The organism is Sphaerisporangium corydalis (assembly GCF_025506355.1).
GTDB lineage: Bacteria > Actinomycetota > Actinomycetes > Streptosporangiales > Streptosporangiaceae > Sphaerisporangium > Sphaerisporangium corydalis.
In genome coordinates this window covers 1-4,213 of the sequence record NZ_JANZYP010000135.1, presented here as the reverse complement: position 1 = coordinate 4,213, position 4,213 = coordinate 1, and the positions used below count along the sequence as shown (strand labels likewise).

3 protein-coding genes are annotated in these 4,213 nt (G+C 63.9%); 1 reads left to right on the top strand and 2 read right to left on the bottom strand.

Features of this window, described 5'->3' with window-relative positions; genetic code table 11:
* The first annotated feature begins 962 nt into the window (after nt 1-962).
* Nucleotides 963-1,241, top strand: coding sequence for a hypothetical protein (locus NYZ98_RS41105; protein WP_262850961.1), 279 nt, complete (start codon nt 963-965; stop codon nt 1,239-1,241).
* Nucleotides 1,242-1,338: 97 nt separating this feature from the next.
* Here the strand turns inward: NYZ98_RS41105 and NYZ98_RS41100 are convergent, their stop codons facing one another.
* Nucleotides 1,339-2,079, bottom strand: coding sequence for a 5-formyltetrahydrofolate cyclo-ligase (locus NYZ98_RS41100; RefSeq protein WP_262850959.1), 741 nt, complete (start codon nt 2,077-2,079; stop codon nt 1,339-1,341).
* Nucleotides 2,080-2,092: 13 nt separating this feature from the next.
* Entirely contained in the window at nt 2,093-3,259 is a 1,167-nt protein-coding gene (locus NYZ98_RS41095; protein ID WP_262850954.1) for a helix-turn-helix domain-containing protein, read from the bottom strand.
* Between the last annotated feature and the right edge of the window lie 954 nt (nt 3,260-4,213).

Here is a 4,213-nt window from a genome sequence, read left to right as displayed (position 1 = left end):
CCACCAACCCCCAATCACACCCCGACAATCCACCCGGCCCCCACCAACCCCAATAAGGCCCTCGCCTCCGGCTCGGACAGTTCCCCAGGGCCTACCGGCCCACTTCACCCAGCACCCCCCTGCTTTCGCCCTCGTAGAGGTGCTTACCTGGCGTCGAGACAATGGGACGTGACGCGCTGAAGCCGACGCCGTGTACCGCGATCCGCAGTGACCGTTCACGTGGTGGTCTTCGGGGTAACGGAAGACCACCCCTCTCCCGCCATCGAGGTACTTCGCACTCTCGGGCGCCAAGGCGGTGCAACGTAGCGCGGCGAAGCCGTTCGTACACGGGTCCATCGCTGACCGCTCATGTGGCGGCCTTCAGAGTGGCGGGAAACCACCCCTCCCCCGTCGAGGTACTCGCACCCTCGGGCGACGGATAGATGCCATCGCGAGTTCGAGGATCGCCCCCTCCCCGAGCCACCGCGGGGCTCAGATTTCGACGCCGAGACGGGAGGTACTTGGGGACGGTGAGACGGTGGCGCATGGAGACGGTGACCGGCGCCTCGGGCGGTGGGTGGCCGGTAGGACGTGAAGCGGGGCAAGGAAGGTTGACAGGTTAATTTCAGCTCCGACTCATGTGGTGCTGAGTTTGGTGGCCTGTGATTGATCTCGCCAAAGTCCCTCGGTTTCCCGATGGAGTTCACCCTGTGACTGCTTTGCCCCGTGTACTCGGCGTCGCCGCTGTAGCCGCCGTCCTGCTGACCTCCGGCTGCGGTGGGGGTTCGACCGCCGCGACCGGTGCCCAGGCCACGCCCAGTGGGTCTGGTGACCAGCGTGCGGCTTTCACCGAGTGCTTGCGGAAGAACGGTGTGAACATGCCCACTGGCCGCCCTCGGGTGGCACCCACGGCTCGTCCGAGCGGTTCCCCGTCAGCTCGGCCGAGCGGGAGACCGGGGGGCTTCGGCACAATGTCGCCGGAAATGCAGAAGGCGTTCGACGCGTGCCGCTCGCTGATGCCCAGAGGCGGCGGTTTCGGTCAGGGACGCGGCCCCAGAGGCGGCGTGGACGCTTCGGCGCTCCAGGCGTTCCGTTCGTGCATGAAGGACAACGGCGCCGACCTCCCGGAGAACAGCGGCATCCGCGACCTGAAGACCAGCGACCCCGCGATCGCCAAGGCCCTGGACAAGTGCCGCCCCCTCCTCCCCACCCCCCGCCCCCGCAACTCCGGCACCCAACCCACCCCACAACCTGCCGGCTGACCCCCACCAAGCTCCGGAACCGGCGAACAGCGGCCCTATAGAGCGACGGACGCGGTGCCACGGCAAGAGCATTCGTGGCGAATGACCTGATCCCGCGTTATCCCGTACCGGTGGTACGTCCTCGGCGCTCCTGTTGGACAGCGAGGATCGGAATGGCGGCGATCTTCTCCGCCGTCAGGTCGTTCCAAACGATGCCACTCGGCCGCCGCCGGTCAGCGCAGGCAATCACCTCATCAGGGGTGACGATGTAATCCACCGAAAAATCGTGCCCGGTCTCTGGGATGTCCTCGTCGAGGACCTGAAGCGCGTGAACCGGTGCGACGATCACTGTCTCCCCTGTCACCAGGCCGGCTTCGATGAGCAGTGCCACCTCAAGGTCGGAGTATCCCGCTCCCTTGCCGATACGAGCACCGGAGCGGTTGACGGCGACGCAGCCGCACACCACCAGGTCGATGGGCCGCATGTCCTCGACGCCGACACGGCGGGCGAACCGGGCCGCGCCTTTCTTGGTCGCCGCCTCCTCGACGGATACGGCGATGGTGGCGGGGTCGAGTAGGTAGAACGGTTGAAGGCCGGCCATCTTCGGTACGGCCATGTACAACCGCTTGCCGTCTTCCAGGGCACGCACCCGTACGGGGAGCTGCGCCCAATCCGGGTTGGCCTTGACGGTCGATGCCCGCTGCCAGAAATCCAGCTCGGCCACCCTCTCTGCCGTGGCCTCCGCCCCGTAGAACCCCGGGATCTTCCCGTAGGAGTCCGGCGGCACCACTCCTTCACCAAGCAACCGCCGCCAGACCTTGTCCCGGACGGCTTCTTTGGCCAGCTCGACATCCGTCACGTCCTACCAGTACCTAGGTCGCGACCATCAGGGCAAGCAGGCGGTCATTGATCTCCCTTGCCCACGGCTCGGCCCCCCACCGCCGCAACTCCCGCCCAGCGGAGAACGCCAGGTTGAGCCCACCACCTCCGCGCGTCAGCTCGACCGCATCGATGGCGCAGTGCATAGTGGCGGCGGCCTCGTCCAGTTTCTTTTGCCGTATGAGGGCCAGAGTAAGGTTGCCCAGCGCGATGGCTTGGCTCTTCTTCTTCGACGCCAAGGCATTGGCTGTGATCCGCAGAATCGGTTCCGCGCGCTGAGGAAGATCAAGGAAGAGGTAGCACGATCCACTCAGGCGGTTGAACTCGGTCGGCGTGTAATACTCCGCAGCCATGTCATCGATACTGACACGGTCAAGCTGGGCCTCGGCCTTGCGCAGTGCCCTCTCGCACTCCTTGAGGTCCCCGATCATGGCGTATCCCTCGGCGACGTGGAGCTGGCTGAGCCCGGTCAGCGAAGGGCTGGCGAACTTCGCCATCTGGATTGCTGCCTGGGCAAGCGCCAGCCCCTTCATGGTGTTCTTCTCCCCATAAAGCGCGACGAAGCTCTTGCGCAACGTGGCGTAGGACTCCACGGAGGCGTTTCCGACATGACGGGCAGCGCTCACGGCCTCATCGAGGTAGCCAAGTGGCGCGCGGTGGTCGCGCCTTTGGCTCACGTCCCAGACCAGTTGCGCCATAAGTGTGGCCGAACTGGCCTCCACCTCGTAAAGCGCGCGTCGCACGCGCGGACTCGCGGCATGTTCACGTAGGAACGTCACCTGTCCGTGTACCTGACCCGCTGCACCGAGCAGTGCGATCGACGATGTCTGATCATAGGACTCGTCAAGTCGATGAGCACGCTCGTGTAGGTGAGCCACGACCATCAAATCAGCCGACACCGGATTTTGCAGGATGTAGTTCATACGTTCGCTCGGCTCAGTCTGAACGTGCGTCACATCGTCGAGGAGGATCTGCAGTTCTCCGGCCCTGACCCTAAGAGCACGGGCAAGCTTCGGACGTATCCACGGTTGTGGTTCCGTCTCGGCCGTCTCCCAGCGGACCACCGTGGAACGCTCAACACCCAGATGCTCGGCCAAGGCTTCTTGGGTAAAACCTGCAGATTTACGGAATTGTGCGAGTTTTACGCGTTTTCTAGCCATAGCCCGCCCTCCTGACCGCGAGGCATTCACCGTAACCGACTAGCGGCCATCAACGCAGGTCAAGAGACACAATGCGTCACGGATGCATCGTTCGCGCGTTGTTTCTGCTGTGGGCTATGCCCCGTCACAGCGCTTTTCTGGTTGACACCGGACCTTGAGCCACGTGCCTGTCCGGCGACAAGTCCATTATGACCGGGGCACGCAGGCGTTCGATCGCCAGACGAGTCCCTGAATCGCACGGTGGAGGCGAGATCTGTGACAGATCCTATGAGTGGTTCGCCCTCTCGGGTGAATCCGACGGGAGACGGCCTATTAGGGGTGGTCGACCTGGTCGCGATTCCCGAGTCGGCCTCCCGGGCTCGGAAATTCGTGGGAGAGAAGTTAGGCGATGGGCACCCGGCCCTGGACGACGTAACGTTATTGGTCTCGGAGTTGGTGACCAATGCGATCAGACACTCGGATTCTCGTCATGGTGGAACGGTGACACTCTCTGTTGCGGATCGCGGGGATCATGTCCGCGTGGATGTCGTCGTGCGGGAGGAAAGAACGCTCCCCGGGTCTCCGAAGACGTTCGCGATGAAGGCGGTCGGGGTCTGAGACTGGTCGCCGGGCTTTCGCGAGAGTGGGGGATCTACGAAGACGAAGCCGGGCGCGCGGTCTGGTTCAAGGTGCTTTATACGTATAACGGACGCGATGAGAATGAGGACAGCGCTGCCCGAAGGACCTCGGAGCACACAGCAAGCTTCGAGTTCGCACTCCCGTCTACGCGGGAGATGCTTGGTAGCGCGTCAGTGGGTGGTGAGCTGGTGTCAACACCGGCTGAACCGTGGCTCTGGCACTAATTTCGTGAGGTTGACCCTCGTCAGTCGGCGAGGAGGACGCGTTTGCGCAGGAGGTCGGGGTTGGCGCGGCCGTACATCTGTCGTTTGAGCATCTTGACGCGGTTGACGTGGC

Bases quoted from the DNA above. Each gene is read 5' to 3' on its own strand.
- NYZ98_RS41105 (WP_262850961.1), top strand. From the start codon at position 963: ATGCAGAAGGCGTTCGACGCGTGCCGCTCGCTGATGCCCAGAGGCGGC.
- NYZ98_RS41095 (WP_262850954.1), bottom strand. From the start codon at position 3,259: ATGGCTAGAAAACGCGTAAAACTCGCACAATTCCGTAAATCTGCAGGT.